This is a genomic window from Cognatilysobacter terrigena (assembly GCF_004361065.1).
GTDB lineage: Bacteria > Pseudomonadota > Gammaproteobacteria > Xanthomonadales > Xanthomonadaceae > Cognatilysobacter > Cognatilysobacter terrigena.
On record NZ_SELT01000021.1, the window covers coordinates 1 to 21,785 of the forward strand.

Here is a 21,785-nt window from a genome sequence, read left to right on the forward strand (position 1 = left end):
TGTGCCGTCGCGCACTTCGCGCACATAAGCTTCGAATGCACCCGAGATGCTCCCGCCAGTCGCGAGGAAATCCTTCACGAAACGCGGCGAACGGCCATGACGCAAGCCGAGCATGTCGTGCATGACCAGCACCTGGCCGGTGCAATCCGGGCCGGCGCCGATACCGATCGTGGGAATCGCCACGGCATCCGTGATGCGCGCCGCGAGCGCGCTCGGCACGCACTCGAGAACGAGCAACGTCGCACCGGCGGCTTCCACCGCGCGCGCATCGGCAAGCAGGCGTTCCGCTGCCTCGTCGTCGCGCCCTTGCACCTTGTACCCACCGAGGCGCAGCACCGACTGCGGCGTCAGCCCGAGGTGCGCGCACACCGGGATCTCGCGTTCGACGAGATGGCGGATGACATCGAGTTTGAAGCCCGCGCCTTCGATCTTGACCATCGACGCGCCGGCCTGCAGGAACCTGGTCGCGGCGTCGAGGGCTACGTCGTTCGTCGCATCCGACTGGAACGGCATGTCGGCAATGAGGAACGCGCGACGCAGCCCGCGCGCAACGCAGCCCACGTGGTACTCGATCGCGCCCACCGACACGGGGATCGTGCTGCGCCGCCCCTGCACCACCATGCCGAGGGAATCGCCGACCAGCACCATGTCGACGCCCGCGGCATCGATCGCGCGGGCGAAGCCGGCGTCGTAGCAGGTGAGCATCGTCAGCCGGCGGCCTTCGTGGCGCGCCTGCAGCAGCTGCGGGAGGGTGACGGGCGACGTCGTGTCGCCGGCGGCGTTTGCGTACATGGGCCTAGCGTAGCGCCTCGATGTCACCGGTCGCCACGCGCCCGCGCAACGCTGCGACCGGCCCATGGCCGGGTATGACGACCGCAGGCGCGATCTCGGCGAGCGGCACCAGCACGAAGGCGCGCTCATGGAGGTGCGGATGCGGCACGTGCAGGCCGGGCTCGTCGATTACCGCGTCGCCGTAGAGCAGCAGGTCGAGGTCGAGCACGCGCGGTCCCCAGCGCTCCGCGGTGCGACGGTCACGCCCGGCGTCGCGCTCGATGGTCAGCAGCACGTCGAGCAGCTGTTGCGGCGCCAGGGTCGTGTCGACCTTGGCGACCGCGTTGATGAAGTCGGGCTGCCCGGTGACGCCCCAGGCGGGCGTCCGGTACAGGGTCGAGCGCGCCGTCAGGCGCAGGCCGTCGTGCCCATCGAGGCACTCGAAGGCGCGCTCGATGGCGGTCGCGGCGTCGCCGATGTTCGCGCCGAGGCCGATGTAGGCCTCGACCGGCACGTTCACTCCGCGCCGCCCGCGCGACGGCGACGGCGGCGGCGTCGCGGGCGCTCGGAGGTCTCGGCGTCGGGCGCCGCTGCCTCGGCGCTTTCGACGGCTGCGTCCGGGTGATGCTGCGCTTCGCGCCAGAACTCGACGTCGCCACGGTGCTCGTCCGACGCGGTGAGTCGCAGCACGAGGAAGTCGTACGCGGCGCGAAAGCGCGGGTGCGACAGCAGGCGGAAGACACGACGACGCTGGCGTTGCGAGAAGCGCGTCTGCAGCAGCCAGATCTCCTGCATCGGCAGCGAGAAACGACGCGGCAGTGCGATGACGTCCATCTGGTGAAGCGTCACGCGATCGGCCGCGCGCTGCTGCGCTTCTGGCGCGTTCACGCCGTCGGCCTGCAGACGCGCAAGCGCGCGGCAGTACGCCGGCCACATCAGCAGCGCGAACAGGAACGACGGCGACACCGGCTCATCGGCCGCGACGCGCGCATCGGTGTCCGCAAGCCCCTTCAGCACCATGCGACGGAGCGCGCCGCTGCGATTCGAGCGCAACGCAGCCGCGGCTTCCGGGAACAGTACCGGCAGCAGCTCATGGGTTTCCAAACCGAGGAAGCTCTGCACGGCATGGCCGGACAGGAACAGCTTCAGGCACTCCTCGAACAGTCGCGCCGGCGCGGCTTCGCGCAGCAGCGATGCAAGACGCGGAATCGGTTCGGCGGTCGCGGCATCGATCGTGAAGTCGAGCTTGGCCGACAGACGCACGGCACGCAGCATGCGCACCGGGTCTTCGCGGTAACGACGCTCGGGATCGCCGATGAGCTTCAGCACGCGCGCCTGCACGTCCTCGAAGCCGCCGACGTAGTCGCGGATCGAGAAATCCTCGATCGAGTAGTACAGCGCGTTCGCGGTGAAGTCGCGACGCACCGCGTCTTCCTCGATCGAGCCGAAGATGTTGTCGCGCACGACCTGCTCGACCTCGTGCGCCTCGACGTCGTCGTCGACCGGCTGGTTCGCGCGGAACGTGGCGACCTCGATGATCTCGCGGCCGAACACGACGTGCGCAAGGCGGAAACGCCGGCCGATCAGGCGGCAGTTGCGGAACAGGCCGCGCACCTGCTCGGGCGTGGCGTCGGTCGCGACGTCGAAGTCCTTCGGGTGGCCGCCGATGAGCAGATCGCGCACCGCGCCGCCGACGAGATACGCGCCAAAGCCCGACTCGCGCAGCCGGTACAACACGCGCAGCGCATTGGGGCTGATGTCGCGGCGCGACACATTGTGCGCGTCGCGCGGAATGATCGTCAGGGCGGCGTCGGAATCGTCGGTCATCAGCGGGCGGCGCCGCGAAGTGGAAGGCAGGCCCATTGCCGCGGGACAGTGAGCCCGCCTATACTACACGCCGCGCTGGACGGAGCTTCCAGCGCATTCCCTGCTCCCTTCGTCTAGAGGCCTAGGACGTGGCCCTCTCAAGGCTAAAACACGGGTTCGAATCCCGTAGGGAGCGCCATACACGGCCCGGCGCAGCGTGATCATTGCGACAGGCAACACCGGCAACCCGTGCAGCGATGCGCGGGTTGTTTCGTTTCTGGCCAAGCACGCCAAGCCGCGTAAGATCAGCCGCGTCCCACGGAAGACATCGCCATGCCCTTCGTCGTCACCGAGAACTGCATCAAGTGCAAGTACACCGACTGTGTCGAGGTGTGTCCGGTCGATTGTTTCCGTGAAGGCCCGAACTTCCTCGTGATCGATCCGGACGAGTGCATCGACTGCACGCTATGCGAGCCGGAATGCCCGATCAACGCGATCTATCCGGAAGACGACGTGCCTGCAGGCCAGGAGCACTTCACTGCGCTCAACGCCGAACTGTCGAAGGCGTGGCCTGCGATCACCGCGCGCAAGGATGGGCTGCCCGATGCGAAGGACTGGGAAGGCGTGCCGAACAAGCTGCCGATGCTCGAACGCTGACGCAGCGTCGAAGCTTCAAAAGAAAACGGGCGCCTCGAAGGCGCCCGTTTCGTTTCCGGCGATCGCGAATCAGCGCGAGAGCGCGGTCTTCAGTGCGTCGACCAGGCGACGCGCGGCTTCGCCCGTCGCCGGCAGACCACGCGGATCGACGGCCGACACGTACGTGTCGCCACCGGTGCCCGCAGCGACGCGCACGAGGAAGTTCGAGCCGCTGTAGTTGACGTCGTAGGCGCCGATCAGCGGCGCGCGATTGGCGACGGTCAGGCCCGCGATACCGCCGAGCGCCGTACCGACGCGCGCGTACACCTCGTCCTTCGCGCCCTGCACGGTGAACCCGAGCGACGAGGACTGCGCGGCGGCCTGCTGCGCACCCGACGCGGTCACGCCGCTCGCAGTCGCCGACGCTGGCGCGGCTGCGCTCGTATCGAGATCCGGCGGGACTTCGAGCGGACGCGATTCCGGCGAGCCGGCGTAGAGCTTGCTGCCGCCGCGGTGGAACCAGCTGCAGCCCGAGGCGGTGGCGACGATCACGACGGCCAGCAGCGACGTGCGGGCAATGAAGGACAGCTTGGACATGAAGGCTCCGGGTTCAGGCCGCGACGGCGTCGCGGCAAGCGGTTTCGAGCTGCTGGACGACGCCAGCGAAACGGGTCGCGGCGTCGGCATGCGATGCGGAAAGATCGGTCAACGGCAGACGCAGCCCGTGGCCGATGCCGAGGCGCGAAAGGATCGCCTTGACCGGAATCGGATTGGGCTCGACGCCGATGAAGTCGTAGAGCGCGGCGAGCTGCGCATCGATGTCGTTCGTGCGCGCGTCGCGAGAACGCGCGGCGTCGCAGAGGCGACGGAACATGCCAGGGACGATGTTCGACACGACGGAAATCACGCCGTCCGCGCCCTGCAGCATGGCGCGTGCGGCAGTGGGATCGTCGCCGCTGAGCACGGCAAAGTTGTCGTCGCGCAAGGCGAGCAGCACGGTCATGCGCTCCGGCTCGCTCTTGGCTTCCTTGATACCGATGATGCGCGGATGGCCGGCGAGCTCGGCGACCGTCTCCGGCAGCATGTCGCAACCGGTACGACCCGGCACGTTGTAGAGCACGACCGGCAACGCGGCGTCGTTCGCGACCGCGCGGTAATGCGCGACCAGCCCCGCCTGCGTCGGGCGGACATAGGGCGGCGTGACGACGAGCGCGGCGTCCGCACCCAGCGCGGCCGCGCGGCGCGTCGTTTCGATCGTCTTCAGCGTATTCGACTGCCCCGTGCCAGCGAGCACCGGGATGCGGCCACCCACGGTTTCCACCGCGGTGCGCAGCAACAGGTCGTACTCCGGATCGAGCAGCGCGGCGGCCTCGCCGGTCGAGCCGGCGACGACGATGCCCTGGGTGCCGGCGTCGAGCTGCGTGCGGAGCAGCCGCTGCCAGGCGTCGAGATCGAGTTCGCCGGACGCGTCGAAGGGCGTGGCCAGCGCGGTAATGCTGCCGCTCAGTCGCAAGGAGAGCCTCCGCGGAGCGCGGAATAGTCGGTGGGGACGCGCAGTATGCGCCGCCCGGATGTTACTTGCGGCGAAAAACCGGCGGCAAGTATCCTGTCCGACCGCGGATCGCGGCCTTCAGCCCGCATTTCCGCCGGGCCTCTCCCTCCTCAGCGCAGGCGCCCGCCTTGACCGACAACGCCGCCCGGCCGTCGCCGAACGAAAACTACCTGCTGATCAATGCGTACACGACGCATCCGGCCTCGCCGTTGCTCATGGTCACGCGGCGGATCGCCGACAGCGGTTGCAACATGGTCGACGCGCGCCTGTCGACGGTAGGCCGGGACGTCTCGGTCACCGCGCTCGCCGTCGGCTCGTGGGATGCCGTCGCCAAGCTCGAAGCAATGCTGACCCGCCTGGAACGCGAAGAAGGCCTGAAGCTCGTGTGGTACCGCACCGGGCCCAAGCCGGTGCAGTCGAGCCTGTTGCCGTACGTCGTGGAAGTCGTCGCCGCCGACAAGGCCGGCATCCTCTTCCAGCTCGCCGACTTCTTCGACCGCCAGGGCATCACGATCGAGACGCTGCACTGCTCGCGCTATCGCGCCATGCAAACCGGCGCCGACATGTTCTCGGCGCAGCTCACGATCGGCGTGCCGTCGAGCATGCACATCGCGGCGCTGCGCGACGATTTCCTCGAGTTCTGCGACCACCTGAACCTCGACGCGATCATGGATCCGATGAAGTTCTGAGGCACGACATGGCGATCGACGTCGGCGACATCGTTCCGGATCTTCCGCTCGCGCTGTCCAGCGACGCGACACGCACGCTGGCTGACTATCGCGGGCGTTGGCTGGTGCTCTACTTCTATCCGAAGGACAGCACGCCGGGCTGCACGACCGAAGGCCTCGACTTCAACGCGCTGCTCAAGGACTTCGAACGCGCCAAGGCCACGGTCATCGGCGTGTCGCGCGACTCGCTCAAGTCGCACAAGAACTTCTGCGCCAAGCAGGGCTTCCGCTTCGATCTCGCCAGCGATACCGACGGCGCGCTCTGCGATGCGTTCGACGTCATCAAGCCCAAGAAGCTCTACGGCCGCGAGTACGTCGGCATCGAACGCAGCACGTTCCTGATCGACCCGGACGGCCGCGTCGTCCATGTCTGGCGCCCGGTGAAGGTGCCCGGCCACGCCGACGCGGTGCTCGCCACGCTCCGCGAACTCCAGTCCGCCTGACCTGCTTCCAACCGTCACCCGACGGGCGCTAATGTGGGGCCGTCCGCGCGCGACCGGCGCGCATCACGGAGCGGCAGATGACGGCAGGCAAGCGGATCTACGTGCTGGACACCAACGTCCTGATGCACGACCCGACCGCGTTGTTCAGGTTCGAGGAGCACGACGTCTACCTCCCGATGACGGTCATCGAGGAGCTGGACCGGGGCAAGAAGGGCACCTCCGAAGCCAGCCGTAACGCCCGCCAGGCGAGCCGCTACCTCAACGAGCTGATCCAGTCGCACGGCCACGAAGCGCTGACGGCGGGGATTCCGCTGGTCCAGCCCGAAGGCCTCAACCTTCGCGGCGCGCAGAGCATCGGCCGCCTGCGCTTCCAGACCCAGCAGGACGAGATCACGCCCCGCTTCGGCGCCGTCATTCCCGACAACGCGATCCTCGGCGCCGTCGAAGCCCTGCAGACGCGGGAGCCCGGCGTCGAAGTCGTCCTGGTTTCCAAGGACATCAACCTCCGCATCAAGGCCGCGATCGCCGGCCTGATTTCGGAGGACTACGAGAACGACCGCGCGCTGTCGGATCTCGACCTGCTCTACACCGGCGTGACCGCGCTGCCGGAGGATTTCTGGTCGACGCACGGCAAGGGCATGCGTTCGTGGACCGAGCGCGGCCGTACGTACTACGAAGTCGCGCGGGTCGAGGGCGACGACTGGTACGCCAACCAGTTCCTGCACCTGCCGGGCGACGAGGACGCGGAGCTGCGCGTCGTCGATGTCGACGAGCAGCGCGTGCGCCTGCAGATCGTCGACGACTTCCGCACCCCGCAACACGCCGTGTGGGGCATCCATGCACGCAACCGCGAACAGAACTTCGCGCTCAATGCGTTGATGAATCCCGAGATCGATTTCGTCTCGCTGCTCGGCACGGCCGGCACGGGCAAGACGCTGCTCGCGCTCGCCGCAGGCCTCGCGCAAACGATGGACCAGCAGATCTATCGCGAAATCATCATGACGCGCGCGACGGTGAGCGTCGGCGAGGACATCGGCTTCCTGCCCGGCACCGAGGAAGAAAAGATGACGCCGTGGATGGGCGCCCTCACCGACAACCTGGAAGTGCTGACGAGCAACCAGGAAGGTGGCAGCTGGGGCCGCGCCGCGACGAATGACCTGCTCGCATCGCGCATCAAGATCCGCTCGATGAACTTCATGCGCGGTCGCACGTTCCTGTCGCGCTACGTGATCCTCGATGAAGCGCAGAACCTCACACCCAAGCAGATGAAGACACTGATCACGCGCGCCGGCCCCGGCACGAAGATCGTCTGCCTCGGCAACCTCGAGCAGATCGACACGCCGTATCTCACCGAGACGACGTCCGGCCTGACCTACGTCGTCGATCGCTTCAAGTCCTGGCCGCATAGCGCGCACATCACGCTGCGCCGTGGCGAGCGGTCGCGCCTGGCCGACTTCGCGTCCGACGTGCTGTGACGGTTTCGGTTCTGACGATCGCCGGCTCGGATTCCGGCGGCGGCGCCGGCATCCAGGCCGACCTCAAGACGTTCGCCGCGCATCGCGTGCACGGCCTGAGCGCGATCGCCGCGCTCACCGCGCAGAACACGCGCGGTGTCACGGGCGTCGCCGTCACGGAACCCGCGTTCATCGCGGAACAGATCGACGCCTGCTTCGCCGACTTCGACATCGCCGCGGTGAAGCTCGGGATGCTGGCGAACACGGACGTCATCCACGCCGTCGCCGATGCGCTCGAGCGCCATCACCCGGTCCCGATCGTCGTCGACCCGGTGATGGTCGCGACGTCCGGTGCATCACTCCTGGATCCGTCCGCCGTAAGCGCGTTGCTCGACCGTCTGCTGCCCATCGCCGCCGTCATTACGCCGAACGTGCCGGAAGCCGAAGTGCTGCTCGCGCGCCACATCATCGACGCCGACGACGCGCTCGACGCTGCGCAGCGGCTGATCGCGCGCGGTGCACGCGGCGTGCTGCTCAAGGGCGGACACCTGCGCGGCGATGGCCCCGTGATCGACACGCTCGCCATGCCCGGTGGACGCGTCGAACGTTTCGAACACGCGCGTCTCGACGTTCGCGCCCATGGCACCGGTTGCACGCTGGCGTCGGCGATCGCCGCTGGTCTCGCCGTCGGTCATTCGCTCGCCACCGCCTGCAGACGCGCGACCGACTACGTCCACCGTGGGCTCGCATTGGGCTATCGGCCGGGGCGTAGCGACGTCACGGTCATCGACCACTTCGGCGCCGCGCAATGACGATCGACGTGCGCTGGACGCCGGTGACCGCGGCGGACGGGCATCGCTGGGAAGCGCTGGTCGTTCGCGGCGAATGCGTCGATCGCTGCCTCGTATGGTTGCCGGCGCTCGGCGTACCGGCACGCAGCTATGAGCCGTTCGCGCGTGAACTTGCGGCGCGCGGCGTCGCGACGGTTGTGCATGAATGGCGCGGCTTCGGTAGCAGCTCGCTGCGTGCATCGCGCACGGCGGACTGGGCGTATCGCGAGTTGTTGCGGGTCGACGTCCCCGCCACGCTCCACCTCGCGCGGTCGACGTTCGGACGGATGCACGTCATCGGTGGCCACAGCCTGGGCGGCCAGCTTGCGAGCTGTACGCAGGCGCTGACGGATGCGAAGGCCGACGAACTCTGGCTGGTCGCCAGCGGTTCGCCTTATTGGCGCGTGTTTCCGCGCCCGCTGCGTTTCGGCTTGCCGCTCGCCTATCGGCTACTCCACGGTCTCGCACGGACGTTCGGTGCCCTCCCCGGCCGCCGCATCGGTTTCGGCGGAACGGAAGCGCGCGGGGTGATCCGCGACTGGTCGCGCACGGGGCTCAGCGGGCGCTACGTGGCACCGCACGTGGGCGACATCGAACCGCACCTTGCAACAGTGACGTCGCTCGTGCGCGGCGTGCTGTTCGCGCACGACTTGCTGGCGCCGCGTTCGTCGCTGGACTATCTGATCGGCAAGATGCGGCCGGAGAAGGTGGACGTCGCGCTGCTGGATGCGTCGACGCTCGGCACGCACGACGATCATTTCGCGTGGATGAAGACGCCGGGTGCTGTCGCGGACGCGCTGGCCGGTCGTCTCTAGCGCGACAGACCGAGTCGCGGTTGCGCCGTAGGCGCAGTCGCTCGCGCGCCAGACGTAACGACCTGCCAACCGACGCGGACGCTGATTGCCGTGCCATCGGCGCGAGACGAAACGTTGCTGCGAAAACGCGTCATTCCGACGCACTTGGCGCGCGCACGGCGTAACCAAACGCACAAACAAAAAGACCGACGGTTTCCCGTCGGTCTCTTCGTTGTTTGGCGCGCCCGGAAGGATTCGAACCTCCGACCCCCAAGTTCGTAGCCTGGTGCTCTATCCAGCTGAGCTACGGGCGCGTAGTCGAAAAATTATGACGTTCGATCGACTGCTCGTCAACGCTTTTTCGGTGGTGATCGCCGATGTTTCCCGCGATCGATGCCGCATGCGCGGCGGTACAACTGGCGGAGACGGAGGGATTCGAACCCTCGATGGAGCTTTTGACCCCATACTCCCTTAGCAGGGGAGCCCCTTCGGCCTCTCGGGCACGTCTCCGGGTAGTGCTCGCAACAGTCGCTGCGAGGCCGGGGATGTTAACGCCCCGACCGCATTGCGGCAATCGTCAGCCCTGCGTGCCGTCGTTCGATTCTTCGCGCGCGTCGCCGCCACGCTGGATTCGCTGGTAGATCTCTTCGCGGTGAACCGCGACGTCCTTCGGTGCAGTGATACCGATCCGCACCTGATTCCCCTTCACGCCGAGCACGGTGACGGACACCGAGTCGCCGATCATCAGGGTTTCGCCGACGCGACGCGTCAGGATGAGCATTACGACCTCCTTGATCCGGCATCTCCGCCGGGCGCGCGGCCTCTGCCGCGCACGATATTTGGACACAAACGCCCGCCATGGTAGCGAGCGGCCATTTCATGCCGCAAGGAAGCGGTTCACACTCCCGCAGCGGCGCTACGTTCTTTCACCAGCTCGGCGACGCCGGCCAACGCGGACTGCAGCGCCGGGCCGTCATCGCCACCGCCCTGCGCCATGTCCGGTCGACCGCCGCCCTTGCCGTTGATCTGACGCGCGACCTGCCCAAGCAGATCACCCGCCTTCACCGGTCCGAGCGCACGCCCGCCCACACCCGCCACGAGCGACGCCTTGCCGTCTTGCACGCCCGCAAGAACAACAACGGCATCGACCAGCTGTTGCTTGAGGCGATCGACGGCATCGCGCAGTGCCTTGGCGTCGAAGCCTTCCAGACGGGCCGTGACGACCTTGATGCCATCGACGTCGATCGCCGCCCCGGCGAGGTCCGCCGTGGCACCGGACGCGGCCTTGGCCTTCAACGATTCGAGCTCGCGCTCGAGGCGACGCTGGCGGTCGAGCAGCGAACGCACCTTGTCCGACACTTCGCTACGCGGCGAGCCGACGAGGCGCGCCGCCTCGTCGAGACGCTGCAGCTCGGAGGCCACGTAATCGAGCGCGCCCTGCCCCGTCACCGCCTCGATGCGGCGCACGCCCGCGGAGACGCCGCCTTCCGAAAGGATCTTGAAGAGACCGATGTCGCCCGTGCGCGACACGTGCGTGCCGCCGCAGAGTTCCGTCGACGCTTCGCCCATGCGCAGCACGCGCACGCGATCGCCGTACTTCTCGCCGAACAGCGCGAGCGCACCGAAGTCGATCGCTTCCTGCATGCCCATGTGGTGCACGTCGACGCCGTGATTCGCACGGATCTCGGCGTTGACCTGACGCTCGATCTCCGCGAGCTGATCGGCCGTGACCGGCTCGAAGTGCGAGAAGTCGAAACGCAGCCGATCCGGAGCGACGAGCGAACCCTTCTGCTGCACGTGCTCGCCGAGCAGACGGCGCAGCGCTGCGTGGAGAAGATGCGTCGCGGAATGATTGAGCACCGTCGCCGCGCGACGCGCGCCGTCGACCGAACCCATCAGATGATCGCCGCGCGAAAGACGCCCAGACTGAAGCGTGCCGAGGTGGCCATGGAACTGGCCGGCGAACTTCAGCGTGTCGCGCACCACGAAGCGCGTGCCCTTCTCGTCGAGCTCGCCCGCATCGCCGACCTGGCCGCCACTCTCGGCGTAGAACGGCGTTCGATCGAGGATGACGACGGCTTCGTCGCCCGCTTCGATCGAATCGACCGGACGCCCGTCCTTGAGGATCGCGACGACTTCGAGGCCGCCGTCGACGAGCTTGTCGTAGCCGAGGAACTGCGTCGCCGGCAGTTGCGCGGCGAGTTCGGCCGGCAGCGTGGTCGCATTGCCGAACTTGCCCGACGCGCGCGCGGTCTCGCGCTGCTGGTTCATCGCGGCTTCGAAGCCGTCCATGTCGACGGTGAGGCCGCGCTCGCGCGCGATGTCGGCCGTGAGGTCGACCGGGAAGCCGTAGGTGTCGTAGAGACGGAAGGCTTCGACGCCCGGGATCACGCCCTTTGAGCGCGCGGCGACGTCGTCGAAGATACGCATGCCGGATTCGAGCGTCTCGGCGAAGCGCTCTTCCTCGCCCAGAAGCGCGCGCTCGACGAGTTCACGCTTCGCCGGCAGTTCCGGGTAGGCGTCGCCCATCAGCTCGGCGAGCGGCGCGACGAGCTTGTGGAAGAACGGGCCCTTCTGGCCGAGCTTCCAGCCGTGGCGCAGCGCGCGGCGGATGATGCGGCGGAGCACGTAGCCGCGACCTTCGTTCGACGGCAGCACGCCGTCGACGATCAGGAACGAGCACGCGCGGATGTGGTCGGCAATCACGCGCAGCGACTTGTTCTCGAGGTCCGACGTGCCGGTCGCGGCCGCGGCTTCGCGGATGAGGCGCACGAACAGGTCGATCTCGTAGTTGCTGTGCGCGTGCTGCAGCACCGCCGCGATGCGTTCGAGGCCCATGCCGGTATCGACGCACGGCGCCGGCAGCGGCACGAGCGTGCCGTTGGGCTGGCGGTCGAACTGCATGAAGACGTTGTTCCAGATCTCGATGTAGCGATCGCCGTCTTCGTCCGGCGAACCCGGAGGACCGCCCGGCACGTCGGGGCCATGGTCGTAGAAGATCTCGGTGCACGGGCCGCAGGGGCCGGTGTCGGCCATCTGCCAGAAGTTGTCCGACGCGAACGGCGCGCCCTTGTTGTCGCCGATGCGCACGATGCGCTCGGGCGGCAGGCCGATGTCGTTGTGCCAGATGTCGAAGGCTTCGTCGTCGGTGTGATAGACGGTGACGAGCAGGCGCTCCGGCGGCAGCTTCCAGACCTGCGTCAGCAGCTCCCACGCCCAGGCGATGGCTTCCTTCTTGAAGTAATCGCCGAACGACCAGTTGCCGAGCATCTCGAAGAACGTGTGGTGGCGCGCGGTGTAGCCGACCTGGTCGAGGTCGTTGTGCTTGCCGCCGGCGCGCAGGCAGCGCTGCACGTCGGCCGCGCGCACGTAGCCCGGCTTTTCGCTGCCGAGGAACACGTTCTTGAACTGCACCATGCCCGAGTTGGTGAACAGCAGCGTCGGGTCGTTGGCGGGCACGAGCGGGGCCGACGGAACGATCGTGTGGCCCTTGCTGCGGAAGAATTCGATGAAATCGCTGCGGATTTCGGACGTGGTTTTCATGCGGAGGCGCGCGTCGAAAAGGAGACCGTGCAGCCGATGGCCGCCGGAGGGCGGCCAACAGGCACTGGGAGAACCCTGAAGAGTAGCAGGCGGGGCGGCGTCCGATGCGGACGCGAATGGACCGGTCAGTCTTCGGTCGTGAACCGTACGGCGGCGCGGACGATGTCGCCCGGGAACCCGCGTCGGATCAGGTAGTCGGACGCCTTGCGCTCTCGGGTGCGGGCGTCTTCGATGCGACCGAAGCGCCGGGCGACGAGGTCGCGGGCGATCTCGGTCCAGTCACCCTCGAAATCATCGAGCGCGGCCTGGCGGATTTCCGCCGACAGATCGTGCGTGCCGAGCTCGGCGCGGATGTGCAGCGGGCCGTAGCCGCTCGAGGCTCGGCTGCGGACGAGGCTCTCGGCGAAGCGGCGGTCGTCCTGCCAGCCGGCGTCAATGAGCTTGCCGACAGCCGTTTCGACCTCGGCCGCGTCCACGCCTCGCGATACGAGCTTGCGGGTCAGTTCCTTGCGGGAATGCTCGCGGCGCGTCAGCAGGCCGAGTGCGCGTTGCAAGGCGGTGGCGGGTTTGCGCTCACGACGCGGTTTGCGGGTGGTGTCGCTTGCGGGGCCGAAGAGGCTTTCGTAGGCGGGGCCGTCGTCGGTCGATGCTAACGACGGATCGTCGATCGATCGATCGGACGCATTGGAGTCATCGCGGACGCCTGCCGGCGCGCCGTGCGGCCTGTCGAAATGCTCTTGGTTCATAGGAGCGGTGCGCGGTCGAGCCTGCTCGGCCGTGTGGCGTGTCGTCGCGGTGCGACGAGCGCGGCCATCTGAACAGGTCGGCGACGTGTCACGCGTGTGGCGGCGGCTCCGGTCTTCGCACGCGATGTCCGCCGCTCCCTCCCAATTCTCTGGCGGCGCCCATGCGTTTACGGAATCGTGCACCTCACGGCGAGGCGCATCCACCGCCATATTCGCGACAAGATCCGAGAGCCGGACGATGCCCTGCCGCTCCCGCCCACCGTCGCGCGAAAACGACTCGGCCCCGGGCTCATCACCCGGGGCCGCATCGCGATCACGTGGAGGTCGTGACCGTGCCATTTCCGCCGATTACGCGTCCGCCTCGGCTTCGGCCGGGTTGATTTCCTGCGGCACGAACTTCTCGCGGAGAGCGGCTTCGAGCTTCGTCGCCATCGCCGGGTTCTCCTTGAGGAACTGGCGGGCGTTTTCCTTGCCCTGCCCGATGCGCTCGCCGTCGCAGCTGTACCACGCGCCCGACTTCTCGACGAGCTTGGCGTCGACGCCCATGTCGATCAGCTCGCCCTCGCGCGAAATGCCTTCGCCGTACAGGATCTCGGTGACGACCTGCTTGAACGGAGGCGCCAGCTTGTTCTTGACGACCTTGATGCGGGTCTGGTTGCCGATGATCTCGTCGCCCTTCTTGATCGAACCGATACGACGGATGTCGAGACGGACCGACGCGTAGAACTTCAGCGCGTTACCACCGGTGGTGGTTTCGGGGCTCTGGCCCGGCATCATGATGCCGATCTTCATGCGCAGCTGGTTGATGAAGATCACCAGCGTGTTCGAACGCTTGATGTTGCCGGTGAGCTTGCGCAGCGCCTGCGACATCAGTCGGGCCTGCAGACCCGGCAGCTGATCGCCCATCTCGCCTTCGATTTCGGCCTTCGGCGTCAGCGCGGCGACCGAGTCGACGACGACCATGTCGACCGCGTTCGAGCGCACGAGCATGTCGGCGATTTCGAGCGCCTGTTCGCCGGTGTCCGGCTGCGAGAGCAGCAGGTCGTCGACATTGACGCCCAGCTTCGCCGCGTAGATCGGATCGAGCGCGTGCTCGGCGTCGATGAAGGCCGCGGTGCCGCCCTTCTTCTGGCACTCGGCGATCGCCTGCAGCGTGAGCGTGGTCTTGCCCGACGACTCCGGGCCATAGATTTCGACCACGCGGCCGCGCGGCAGGCCGCCGATGCCGAGCGCGATATCGAGCATCAGCGAACCCGTGCCGACGATTTCCACGGCTTCCACGGCGCGGTCGCCCATGCGCATGACCGAGCCCTTGCCGAACTGCTTCTCGATCTGGCCGAGAGCCGCTGCAAGTGCGCGCTTCTTGTTCTCATCCATTGACGGGTTCCTGGTGTTCATTGGTGTAGTGAGATTGTGTGGGGCGGATATCGCAGGGGCTGAGACAGTGACATCCGCACCTGAACTGTGCGATGAGCGGCAACGCGCGACGATCGGATGAGGCGTGCAGCGGCCGTAGGAATTTGCCGCGCGATCAGTCGAACGCCTCGACGACCGGCGTCGTCGGCGTCGTCGCCTTGACGAGGCCGATCGCGTATTCGCAGTCGTACTTGCTGACGTAGCCTTCCGAACTGTCGGCAATGACTTCGCCGTTCTCCGCGACGAGACGCCAACGCCACTGGAACGCGAGCAACGACGGGCTGGAGCTGTAGATTTCGAACTTCATCGGACACCTCACCGGTTCGGACGCACGAGGCCGCAGTACAGGCCTTCGATGGAGAAGTCCTGATCGGGCATCACTTCGATCGGATCGAAGTCGGGATTGCGCGGCAGCAGGCGGATGCGGTCCTTCGCGATCTTCAGAAGCTTCACCGTGATCGCGTCATCGATACGCGCGACGACGATCTGCCCGGAGCGCGCTTCGTTCGTGCGGTGCACGCCGATCAGGTCGCCGTCGAAGATGCCCTCGTCGCGCATCGAATCGCCCTTGACCCGCAACAGGTAGTCGGGCGACGGCGCGAACAGGTTCTTGTCGAGCAGCACCATGTCGTCCGAGCCGATGTCGGCACCGATCGGCAGACCCGCCGCGACCTGGCCGAGCACCGGCAGGTGCAGCATGTCGGAGGCGTTGGCGGCCGGCCGGTTCGGCGTCGCGACGAGGCGAATGCCCCGTGCCTGCCCCGGCACCCGGCGGATCGCACCGGCCTGCTCGAGGGCCTGCAGGTGGTACTGGGCCGCCCGGACGCTGCTGAAACCGAAGACCTGGGCGATCTCCGTCTGGGACGGCGGGACGCCGTCGGCCTCGATGCGCTCGGCGATCATTTCGAGGATCGCCTGCTGGGTGTCGGTGAGGTTCATTAGTAGCAATACTACTAACCGCGCCGCCGCTCGCAAGACCGTTCGTCAGCTGGCGAGCTCGATCAACCCGCCCAGGGCGGCCGCCACCGTCTGCCGGCGTACTGCCTCGCGGTCGCCTTCGAAGTGGTGGATGGACGCGTGGGGATAGCCCCCGCGGCGCTTCCAGGCGATCCACACGGTGCCGACCGGCTTGTCGGCGGTCCCGCCCGTGGGCCCGGCAATGCCGGTCACCGCTACGGCGAGCGTCGCCGCCGAGTGCACCAGCGCGCCGGAGACCATCTCGACCACCGTCTCCCGGCTCACAGCGCCGTGCTCCTCGAGCGTGTGCGGGTTGACCCCGAGCATCGCCTGCTTGGCCTCGTAGCTGTAGACGACCATGCCGCAGTCGAACCACGCCGACGAACCGGCGAGATCGGTCAACGTCTTTGCGATCCACCCGCCGGTGCAGCTTTCGGCGGTCACCACGGTCAGGCGGCGGTCGATCGCCGCAGTGGCGAGGGTTTCGCCGAGGCGGCGGAGGTCGTCGTCGGTGGGGCTGTGCATGCGGCCATTATGGACGGCGGCCGCGCGGCATACTGTCGCCCCGCCGGCGCCTGCGCCCGCTTCGCACATCGTCCTGACGCCCGTGTCTTCCGTCCGCGCCGACGGCGCTTCCGCCGACGCCCATACCCCGCTCATGCGCCAGTTCTTCGCGGCCAAGGCGGAGCATCCGGACGTGCTGCTGTTCTTCCGGATGGGCGACTTCTACGAGCTGTTCTACGACGACGCGCGCAAGGCGGCGCGGCTGCTCGATATCACCCTGACGCAGCGCGGCTCGTCTGCCGGACAGCCGATCCCGATGGCCGGTGTGCCGCACCATTCGGCGGAAGGCTATCTCGCACGCCTCGTCGCACTCGGCGAATCGGTCGCCATCTGCGAGCAGATCGGCGATCCGGCGCTCGCCAAGGGCATCGTCGAACGCAAGGTAGTCCGCATCGTGACGCCCGGCACCGTCACCGACGAAGCGCTGCTCGACCAGCGCCGCGACACGCTGCTGCTCGCGGTCGCGCGCGGAAAGAACGGCTGGGGCCTGGCGTGGGCCGATCTCGCCGCGGGCCGCTTCCTCTGCAACGAGGTCGGCAACGAAGACCAGCTCGAAGCGGAGATCGCGCGGCTCGATCCCGCCGAAGTGCTGTATCCCGACGAAGATCCCCTGCCCGCCTGCGTGGCCACGCGCACCGGACTGCGCCGCCGTGCGCCGTGGCTGTTCGACCTCGACAGCGGCCGTCGCCAGCTGCTGCGCTTCTTCGACCTGCACGACCTCACCGGCTTCGGCATCGACGATCGTCCGCTCGCGATCGCCGCTGCGGCTGCGCTGCTCGGCTACGTCGAAGAGACGCAGAAGCAGCGACTGCCGCACCTGACATCGATCGCGGTCGAGTCCGGCGACGGCGCGATCGCGATGAACGCGGCGACGCGCCGCCATCTCGAACTCGATACCCGCGTCGACGGCGATACGCGCCACACGCTGCTCGGCGTGCTGGATTCGACGGTGACGCCGATGGGCGGTCGCCTGCTTCGCCGCTGGCTGCATCGTCCGTTGCGCGATCGCGAGGTGCTGCGTCTCCGGCACAACGCCGTGGCGACGCTGATCGACAGCCGCGTCGGCGACGACCTGTGCGAGCACCTGCGCGCAGTCGGCGACGTCGAACGCATCCTCGCGCGCGTCGCCCTGCGCAGCGCGCGTCCACGCGACCTGTCGACACTCCGCGACGCCCTCGCCATGGCGCCCGCGCTTCGCGAACTCCTCGCACCTCTCGACGCACCGCGTCTGCAGGCGCTGCGTGATGAACTCGGCGAGCACGACGCGATTGCCGCGCACCTCGCCGAGGCAATCGTCCCGCAGCCGCCGGTTCTCGCACGCGACGGCGGCGTGTTCGCGGAAGGCTACGACGCCGAGCTCGACGAACTGCGTCGGCTGTCGACGAACGCGGATCAGTTCCTGATCGACCTCGAAGCGCGCGAGCGCGAGGCGACCGGCATTCCGACGCTCAAAGTCGGCTACAACCGTGTCCACGGTTATTACATCGAGATCAGCAAGGGCCAAGCCGGCCGCGCACCGACGCACTACACGCGACGCCAGACCCTGACCGGCGCGGAGCGCTACATCACCGAAGAGCTGAAGCAGTTCGAGGACAAGGTGCTGTCCGCGCGCGAGCGTTCGCTGTCGCGCGAGCGCCTGCTGTACGAGCAGATGCTCGACGTGCTGAATGAGCAGCTCGAGCCGCTCAAGCGCTGCGCCGCTGCGCTCGCCGAACTCGACGTTCTCGCCGCATTCGCCGAGCGCGCGCAAGCGCTGGACTGGTCGCAGCCGGAACTTGCCGAGCACCCGGGTATCCGCATCGAGCGCGGTCGCCATCCGGTCGTCGAAGCGGTGCGCGACGCCCCGTTCGAGCCGAACGACCTGATTCTCGACTGCGCGCCCGACCACGTCGGTCGCCGCATGCTCGTCATCACCGGCCCGAACATGGGCGGCAAGTCGACGTACATGCGGCAGAACGCGCTGATCGTGCTGCTCGCGCACATCGGCAGCTTCGTGCCCGCGTCAAAGGCAGTGATCGGACCGATCGACCGCATCCTTACGCGCATCGGCGCTGGCGACGACCTTGCACGCGGCCAATCGACGTTCATGGTGGAGATGGCGGAGACGAGCTACATCCTCCACCACGCCACCGACCGCTCGCTCGTGCTGATGGACGAAATCGGACGCGGAACGTCGACCTACGACGGCCTCGCGCTCGCGGAGGCCTGCGCTCGCCATCTCGCGCAGAGCAACCGCGCCTACACGCTGTTCGCGACGCACTACTTCGAACTGACCCGTCTCGCCGAGCCGGGCAGCGGCATCGCGAATGTGCACCTCGATGCGGTCGAGCACGGCGACAAGCTCGTCTTCATGCACGCGGTGAAAGACGGCCCCGCGGATCGCAGCTTCGGCCTGCAGGTTGCCGCGCTCGCGGGTCTGCCGAAGACGGTGGTCGCACAGGCGCGCGCTCGCCTCGCGGAACTCGAGCAGCAGCGACCCGACGACGCCCGCGCCCCGATGACCGCATCGACGCTCGAATCGCCGCAGCAATTCAGCCTGTTTGCGCCCTCATCGGCCGCACTCGAAGCGCTGGCCGGCATCGATCCGGACGAATTGACGCCGAAGCAGGCGCTCGAAGCGCTCTACCGCCTGCGGTCACTGGTCTGAATCAGCCCGCGGGCGACGTGGCGATCGACGCCGCACCCGGACGGCAGAACACGCGGCGGAACACGGGCAGCGTCAGCATGCCGAGCGGGCCGAAGAACGGCGCGAACTGCGCGATCGCCAGCGCGACGATCGACGCGCAGATCGTGCTGAGGCCGCGCCCGCGGATGTAGCGCACGTCGTCCGGCGTCGTGTCCGGCCCGCGCATGTCGGGCCCGACGGCAATCGTGTTGACGCGCAGGTTGAGCAGCGCGGTGACCAGCATCCAGCCCCAGTACAACGACGCCGGGACGCGCGCGCCGGCGTACTCCGCCATGAACGCGGTGAGGAACGGCATGAACGCGATCGCGCCCAGCAGCGTCAGGTTCCACCCGAGAATGCGCGGCGAGTAGCGCGACGCCAGCGAGAACGCGCGGTGGTGGCCCATCCAGAACGCGCCGATCACGCTGAAGCTCACGAAGAAGCCGACGAGATTCGGCATCAAGTGGCCGAGCGCATACCAGAACGCCATGTCGCCGCCAGCACGCTCGACGTGAGGCACGTGCACCTCGATCACCAGCAACGTGATCGCGATGGCGAATACGGCGTCGGAAAAGAAGACCGTGCGTTCGAGCGCGTGGTCGGTCGTCTGGCTCATGGATTCCCCCTTTCGCCGCATTGTTTCGATCCTTCGGCGGTGCGGCAAGAGGCGGGTGTCGCGACGCGTTGGCCGGGTGTCGACACGCGCAGTGCTCGACTATGCCTCTCCACGGAGCCGCCCATGAGCCATCGAATCCCGAACGACGAAGCGCGCGTCAACGTCAACGACGAGCAGGAACTCGCGTACTGGTGCGACGAACTCGACGCCGATGCCGACACGCTGCGCGAGGCGGTGAGCGCGGTCGGCGTTGACGTGACGAACGTGCGGATGCACCTGTCGCAGGTGCGCTGAGCGGCCGTCACGGCGCGTGAATCGATCGCGTGGCTGACTTTGCCTGTCCGCTCCGGAGAACGCCCATGAACGGCCCGCTCTACGACGACCTTCTCGACCAGCTCCGCGGCACGCCGGCCCGCCAGCTCGGCGATCGCCTCGGCCTCTCCTCCGCAGGCGCGCTGCAGGCCGCGGCCACCGCGCTTCCCGTGCTGTTCGGTGCGATGCACCGCAACGCGCGCGGACCCGATGGCGCCGAGGCGCTGCTTTCCGCGCTCGACTTCGATCATCGGGGCGTCGACCCCGCCAATGCGCTCGGCACCGCGCTCGCGGGCGGCGGCGCCGGCGGCGCGATCCTCGGGCATCTGCTTGGCGACCACAGCACCACGGCGGCCAGCGCGGTAGGCAATGCGACCGGGCTCGACAGTGATCGCGCATCGACGCTCCTTCGCGTCCTGGCTCCCGTCGTCATGGCCTACGTGGCCCGTCGCCTATTCACGCCGCAGGCCGCCGACGGCGCCTCGACGCCGCAGGCCTCACCCGAAGGTCTTCGGACCGCGCTTTCGCAGGAAGTCGACTCGCTTCGCAGCAGCGGCGAAACGCATCAAGGTTTGCTGTCGTTCCTGGACCGCGACCACGATGGTGACGTCGACCTGCAGGACTTCACGTCGGGCGACGCCAGCGCGCTGCCGGTACAGACGGCAGAGATGCGCAGTCCGCGCCCGCGGATCTGATCGGCATTTACGCGAGCCGTTTCGAACTCGCGCATCACGATCAGGTGGCGTCGATGTCGCCGAGTGCGCGGATCAGGCGGCGTGCGCGTTTGTCGGGGCGCTGTTCGGGCGCCCGATAGCCGTCCCGCATCGCGGTCCGCTCTGCACGCGCCTGCTCGCGACGCTGCTTCGACTCGTCCGTCTCCGCATACAGCAGCTGCGCGATCGGCGCGGCGCCGCGCTCCGTACTGAGCCCCAGCACGTCGACGTCGAAACGCTCCTCGCCCCGCGTGACGCCCAGTCGATCGCCCACGCGAACGCCGCGCGATGCCTTCGCGCGCTGGCCATCGATCTCGACTCGCCCGGTCTCGATCGCCTGCTTCGCGAGCGAACGCGTACGGAAGAAGCGCGCGGCCCAGAGCCACTGATCGAGTCGAACGGTCGGGATGATGTCGGTCATGCGTCGTCGGTACGGATCGATGGAAGATGAATGCCGGCGCGGGCCAGGCGGTCGAACAATCGCGGTGCGTGACTGCCGAGCCAGTAGGCACGTCCGCACCCTGTGCATCGGCTGAAGGACGTGGCGCTCGCCCGTGCGCGCGGCGGCACGGCGTCGCCCAGTTGCTCCGGATCTGCGGGCTCGACCCGGGAATTGCAATGCGAGCAGCGGCTGAGCGCCGCGAACCACGGCGCCAACGCGAAACGCGCCTCGATCTCGACCAGCTGCTCCAGCGGCTGCATCGCGTAGACGAACGCGCCAGCGTCGACGTCGCTTTGCTTGAGCAACGCGACGTCGCGCGTCAGAAGCGTGCGGCGCTCGGTGTTCGACGTCGCGACGAGCGCGTCATCGTCCGCATCGTTGCGCCACGCGGTGTCGATGCCGAGCAACCGCAGATAGCTCGCGAGGCGTCCCAGATGCACGTCGAGCACGAATCGCGGCGGCGTGCCGGCCGATTGCCGATCCAGCGGCCAAACGTCGACGGACTCGCCACCGCGCACGCGCTGCGCCATCGTCGTGCTCGCACCATCGACCAGCAGGCCACCGACCTCGGTGTGCGGAACACCGGTCGACTCGATCGGATCCTTGATCGCCGGTGTTCCATCGAATGCGAGCTCGAAGCTGCGATCGCGGCGATCCCAGGCGACGAACCGCGCGAGCCGTCCGTGCACGCGCATCCGGCATTTCGGACGATCGACATCACGCATGGCGTCAGGCTGCAACGTCCCGCGTCGACAGCCGATACAGACGCTCAAATGCAAACGGCCGCCCGAAGGCGG

At 67.8% G+C, this 21,785-nt stretch carries 24 protein-coding genes and 3 tRNA genes; 10 read left to right on the plus strand and 17 right to left on the minus strand.

The window, feature by feature from the left end; translation table 11 throughout:
• From panB to pcnB, 3 genes are all read right to left on the minus strand, one after another.
• Positions 1 to 792, minus strand: a 792-nt coding sequence (panB, locus tag EVS83_RS11855; protein ID WP_133501255.1) for a 3-methyl-2-oxobutanoate hydroxymethyltransferase, incomplete at its 3' end; no start/stop codon positions are given.
• Positions 793 to 796: 4 nt separating this feature from the next.
• The gene (gene folK / locus EVS83_RS11860; RefSeq protein WP_133501256.1) at positions 797 to 1,291 is read right to left on the minus strand and encodes a 2-amino-4-hydroxy-6-hydroxymethyldihydropteridine diphosphokinase; all 495 of its coding nucleotides are present in this window, start codon (positions 1,289 to 1,291) and stop codon (positions 797 to 799) included.
• Entirely contained in the window at positions 1,288 to 2,634 is a 1,347-nt protein-coding gene (gene pcnB, locus EVS83_RS11865) for a polynucleotide adenylyltransferase PcnB (RefSeq protein ID WP_133501257.1), read from the minus strand. Before pcnB ends, folK begins: the two co-directional genes overlap by 4 nt.
• A gap of 66 nt (positions 2,635 to 2,700) precedes the next feature.
• Between pcnB and EVS83_RS11870 the strand changes: the two genes are divergently transcribed.
• Positions 2,701 to 2,776 (plus strand) — tRNA-Glu (locus tag EVS83_RS11870).
• 134 nt (positions 2,777 to 2,910) lie between these two features.
• Positions 2,911 to 3,234, plus strand: coding sequence for a ferredoxin FdxA (fdxA, locus tag EVS83_RS11875; RefSeq protein WP_115646432.1), 324 nt, complete (start codon positions 2,911 to 2,913; stop codon positions 3,232 to 3,234).
• A gap of 69 nt (positions 3,235 to 3,303) precedes the next feature.
• On the opposite strand, the gene EVS83_RS11880 is transcribed toward fdxA, so the two are convergent.
• Positions 3,304 to 3,810 carry a hypothetical protein gene (locus EVS83_RS11880; protein ID WP_133501258.1) on the minus strand — a complete coding sequence of 169 codons (507 nt, stop codon included), beginning with the start codon at positions 3,808 to 3,810 and terminating at the stop codon, positions 3,304 to 3,306.
• A 13-nt stretch (positions 3,811 to 3,823) separates the two neighbouring features.
• A complete protein-coding gene (gene dapA / locus EVS83_RS11885) occupies positions 3,824 to 4,726 on the minus strand; it encodes a 4-hydroxy-tetrahydrodipicolinate synthase (protein ID WP_133501259.1) in 903 nt (300 codons plus the stop codon).
• Positions 4,727 to 4,893: 167 nt separating this feature from the next.
• Between dapA and EVS83_RS11890 the strand changes: the two genes are divergently transcribed.
• From EVS83_RS11890 to EVS83_RS11910, 5 genes are all read left to right on the plus strand, one after another.
• Complete coding sequence (locus tag EVS83_RS11890) at positions 4,894 to 5,454, plus strand: glycine cleavage system transcriptional repressor (protein WP_133501260.1); 561 nt, start codon at positions 4,894 to 4,896, stop codon at positions 5,452 to 5,454.
• A gap of 8 nt (positions 5,455 to 5,462) precedes the next feature.
• Positions 5,463 to 5,936, plus strand: a complete 474-nt coding sequence (locus tag EVS83_RS11895; protein WP_133501261.1) for a peroxiredoxin — start codon at positions 5,463 to 5,465, stop codon at positions 5,934 to 5,936.
• A 77-nt stretch (positions 5,937 to 6,013) separates the two neighbouring features.
• A complete protein-coding gene (locus EVS83_RS11900; protein ID WP_133501262.1) occupies positions 6,014 to 7,411 on the plus strand; it encodes a PhoH family protein in 1,398 nt (465 codons plus the stop codon).
• Positions 7,408 to 8,202, plus strand: a complete 795-nt coding sequence (thiD, locus tag EVS83_RS11905) for a bifunctional hydroxymethylpyrimidine kinase/phosphomethylpyrimidine kinase (protein WP_133501263.1) — start codon at positions 7,408 to 7,410, stop codon at positions 8,200 to 8,202. The genes EVS83_RS11900 and thiD overlap by 4 nt, the downstream gene beginning before the upstream one ends.
• A complete protein-coding gene (locus tag EVS83_RS11910; RefSeq protein WP_133501264.1) occupies positions 8,199 to 9,035 on the plus strand; it encodes an alpha/beta hydrolase family protein in 837 nt (278 codons plus the stop codon). The genes thiD and EVS83_RS11910 overlap by 4 nt, the downstream gene beginning before the upstream one ends.
• A gap of 216 nt (positions 9,036 to 9,251) precedes the next feature.
• On the opposite strand, the gene EVS83_RS11915 is transcribed toward EVS83_RS11910, so the two are convergent.
• The 9 genes from EVS83_RS11915 to EVS83_RS11955 all read right to left on the minus strand — a co-directional run bounded on the left by EVS83_RS11915 (position 9,252) and on the right by EVS83_RS11955 (position 16,201).
• A tRNA-Arg gene (locus tag EVS83_RS11915) sits at positions 9,252 to 9,328 on the minus strand.
• A gap of 103 nt (positions 9,329 to 9,431) precedes the next feature.
• A tRNA-Ser gene (locus tag EVS83_RS11920) sits at positions 9,432 to 9,524 on the minus strand.
• A 67-nt stretch (positions 9,525 to 9,591) separates the two neighbouring features.
• On the minus strand, positions 9,592 to 9,795 hold the full coding sequence (gene csrA, locus EVS83_RS11925) for a carbon storage regulator CsrA (protein ID WP_133501265.1): 204 nt from the start codon (positions 9,793 to 9,795) through the stop codon (positions 9,592 to 9,594).
• Positions 9,796 to 9,911: 116 nt separating this feature from the next.
• Entirely contained in the window at positions 9,912 to 12,557 is a 2,646-nt protein-coding gene (gene alaS / locus EVS83_RS11930; protein WP_133501266.1) for an alanine--tRNA ligase, read from the minus strand.
• Positions 12,558 to 12,682: 125 nt separating this feature from the next.
• Positions 12,683 to 13,111: a regulatory protein RecX gene (locus tag EVS83_RS11935; RefSeq protein ID WP_246022925.1), complete on the minus strand. Its 429-nt coding sequence runs from the start codon at positions 13,109 to 13,111 to the stop codon at positions 12,683 to 12,685.
• A 540-nt stretch (positions 13,112 to 13,651) separates the two neighbouring features.
• The gene (gene recA, locus EVS83_RS11940) at positions 13,652 to 14,680 is read right to left on the minus strand and encodes a recombinase RecA (protein ID WP_133501267.1); all 1,029 of its coding nucleotides are present in this window, start codon (positions 14,678 to 14,680) and stop codon (positions 13,652 to 13,654) included.
• Between the two features lie 154 nt (positions 14,681 to 14,834).
• On the minus strand, positions 14,835 to 15,026 hold the full coding sequence (locus tag EVS83_RS11945; protein WP_133501268.1) for a YegP family protein: 192 nt from the start codon (positions 15,024 to 15,026) through the stop codon (positions 14,835 to 14,837).
• A gap of 8 nt (positions 15,027 to 15,034) precedes the next feature.
• Positions 15,035 to 15,658 (minus strand): transcriptional repressor LexA, encoded by a 624-nt coding sequence (gene lexA, locus EVS83_RS11950; RefSeq protein ID WP_133501269.1) that lies wholly within the window; start codon positions 15,656 to 15,658, stop codon positions 15,035 to 15,037.
• Between the two features lie 45 nt (positions 15,659 to 15,703).
• Positions 15,704 to 16,201 (minus strand): CinA family protein, encoded by a 498-nt coding sequence (locus EVS83_RS11955; protein WP_133501308.1) that lies wholly within the window; start codon positions 16,199 to 16,201, stop codon positions 15,704 to 15,706.
• A gap of 133 nt (positions 16,202 to 16,334) precedes the next feature.
• Between EVS83_RS11955 and mutS the strand changes: the two genes are divergently transcribed.
• A complete protein-coding gene (gene mutS / locus EVS83_RS11960; RefSeq protein WP_133501270.1) occupies positions 16,335 to 18,887 on the plus strand; it encodes a DNA mismatch repair protein MutS in 2,553 nt (850 codons plus the stop codon).
• Position 18,888: 1 nt separating this feature from the next.
• Here mutS and EVS83_RS11965 read toward each other — a convergent pair whose 3' ends face one another.
• Positions 18,889 to 19,521 (minus strand): TMEM175 family protein, encoded by a 633-nt coding sequence (locus EVS83_RS11965; RefSeq protein WP_166636891.1) that lies wholly within the window; start codon positions 19,519 to 19,521, stop codon positions 18,889 to 18,891.
• A 123-nt stretch (positions 19,522 to 19,644) separates the two neighbouring features.
• Here EVS83_RS11965 and EVS83_RS11970 point away from each other — a divergent pair, with 123 nt between their 5' ends.
• Both EVS83_RS11970 and EVS83_RS11975 read left to right on the plus strand, forming a co-directional pair.
• Entirely contained in the window at positions 19,645 to 19,815 is a 171-nt protein-coding gene (locus EVS83_RS11970) for a DUF3606 domain-containing protein (RefSeq protein WP_133501272.1), read from the plus strand.
• 65 nt (positions 19,816 to 19,880) lie between these two features.
• On the plus strand, positions 19,881 to 20,528 hold the full coding sequence (locus EVS83_RS11975) for a DUF937 domain-containing protein (protein WP_133501273.1): 648 nt from the start codon (positions 19,881 to 19,883) through the stop codon (positions 20,526 to 20,528).
• A 40-nt stretch (positions 20,529 to 20,568) separates the two neighbouring features.
• Here EVS83_RS11975 and EVS83_RS11980 read toward each other — a convergent pair whose 3' ends face one another.
• Together EVS83_RS11980 and EVS83_RS11985 are read right to left on the minus strand one after the other, a co-directional pair.
• Complete coding sequence (locus tag EVS83_RS11980) at positions 20,569 to 20,967, minus strand: RNA-binding S4 domain-containing protein (protein WP_133501274.1); 399 nt, start codon at positions 20,965 to 20,967, stop codon at positions 20,569 to 20,571.
• A complete protein-coding gene (locus EVS83_RS11985) occupies positions 20,964 to 21,713 on the minus strand; it encodes a Mut7-C RNAse domain-containing protein (protein ID WP_133501275.1) in 750 nt (249 codons plus the stop codon). Before EVS83_RS11985 ends, EVS83_RS11980 begins: the two co-directional genes overlap by 4 nt.
• Positions 21,714 to 21,785 lie beyond the last annotated feature (72 nt).

Coding starts and splice junctions, on each gene's coding strand:
- fdxA (WP_115646432.1), top strand. CDS start 2,911: ATGCCCTTCGTCGTCACCGAGAACTGCATCAAGTGCAAGTACACCGAC.
- EVS83_RS11945 (WP_133501268.1), bottom strand. CDS start 15,026: ATGAAGTTCGAAATCTACAGCTCCAGCCCGTCGTTGCTCGCGTTCCAG.
- EVS83_RS11985 (WP_133501275.1), bottom strand. CDS start 21,713: ATGCGTGATGTCGATCGTCCGAAATGCCGGATGCGCGTGCACGGACGG.
- recA (WP_133501267.1), bottom strand. CDS start 14,680: ATGGATGAGAACAAGAAGCGCGCACTTGCAGCGGCTCTCGGCCAGATC.
- EVS83_RS11880 (WP_133501258.1), bottom strand. CDS start 3,810: ATGTCCAAGCTGTCCTTCATTGCCCGCACGTCGCTGCTGGCCGTCGTG.
- lexA (WP_133501269.1), bottom strand. CDS start 15,658: ATGAACCTCACCGACACCCAGCAGGCGATCCTCGAAATGATCGCCGAG.
- pcnB (WP_133501257.1), bottom strand. CDS start 2,634: ATGGGCCTGCCTTCCACTTCGCGGCGCCGCCCGCTGATGACCGACGAT.
- mutS (WP_133501270.1), top strand. CDS start 16,335: ATGCGCCAGTTCTTCGCGGCCAAGGCGGAGCATCCGGACGTGCTGCTG.
- EVS83_RS11965 (WP_166636891.1), bottom strand. CDS start 19,521: ATGAGCCAGACGACCGACCACGCGCTCGAACGCACGGTCTTCTTTTCC.
- EVS83_RS11895 (WP_133501261.1), top strand. CDS start 5,463: ATGGCGATCGACGTCGGCGACATCGTTCCGGATCTTCCGCTCGCGCTG.
- EVS83_RS11975 (WP_133501273.1), top strand. CDS start 19,881: ATGAACGGCCCGCTCTACGACGACCTTCTCGACCAGCTCCGCGGCACG.
- EVS83_RS11900 (WP_133501262.1), top strand. CDS start 6,014: ATGACGGCAGGCAAGCGGATCTACGTGCTGGACACCAACGTCCTGATG.
- EVS83_RS11980 (WP_133501274.1), bottom strand. CDS start 20,967: ATGACCGACATCATCCCGACCGTTCGACTCGATCAGTGGCTCTGGGCC.
- EVS83_RS11970 (WP_133501272.1), top strand. CDS start 19,645: ATGAGCCATCGAATCCCGAACGACGAAGCGCGCGTCAACGTCAACGAC.
- alaS (WP_133501266.1), bottom strand. CDS start 12,557: ATGAAAACCACGTCCGAAATCCGCAGCGATTTCATCGAATTCTTCCGC.
- EVS83_RS11955 (WP_133501308.1), bottom strand. CDS start 16,201: ATGCACAGCCCCACCGACGACGACCTCCGCCGCCTCGGCGAAACCCTC.
- csrA (WP_133501265.1), bottom strand. CDS start 9,795: ATGCTCATCCTGACGCGTCGCGTCGGCGAAACCCTGATGATCGGCGAC.
- EVS83_RS11910 (WP_133501264.1), top strand. CDS start 8,199: ATGACGATCGACGTGCGCTGGACGCCGGTGACCGCGGCGGACGGGCAT.